The sequence below is a fragment of the Bartonella sp. AA81SXKL genome, assembly GCF_042196945.1.
In the GTDB taxonomy this organism is placed as follows: Bacteria; Pseudomonadota; Alphaproteobacteria; order Rhizobiales; family Rhizobiaceae; genus Bartonella.
On the sequence record NZ_JBHIRH010000437.1, the window covers coordinates 1 to 523 of the forward strand.

A 523-nucleotide genomic window follows, 5' to 3' on the forward strand; every position below is an offset into this window, starting at 1 on the left:
GAATGGAGCTGGGATCCATTAACAGCATCCGTTGAGTTAGCAGCAACATCTCCATCCTTAAGAGACGTGATCTTGCTATTTTTTCTGTCCTCTTTTTCTCCATGCTGCGCACTAAAGGCATTTGCATCTTTGCTCCACGTCAACGAATCCTGTGCAACTCCTTGTGAAACTTCCTTAATACGAGCGTTCACATTCTTGATATTCGTGTCAAGACCTGCAAATGCAGTTCCAACACCTTGGAACGAACTCTCTGTTACACTTCCATCTTTAGCAATGTAAGATAATTTATACGTTGGCTGTGTAAGAGCTCCATCTTTAAAGGATGCTTCTCCACCTAAAAACTTAGCTACATCCTCACCGATTTTATTAATCTGACCACCCGTGATTGCATCACGTGACTTGTCAGCAATCTTACCATCAGCAACATTATGAAGACCTACAGCTGCCTTATCTTTACCACCTAAAGTCACACTCGTGTAATTAATGCCGCCATTATCACCATCTTTTTTATCGTAATGAACAA

The 523-nt window shown here is 41.5% G+C and carries 1 pseudogene; it reads right to left on the reverse strand.

What is annotated here, in order from left to right:
* Nucleotides 1-523, reverse strand: a pseudogene (locus tag ACFINZ_RS12120) (hypothetical protein); the annotation flags it as partial.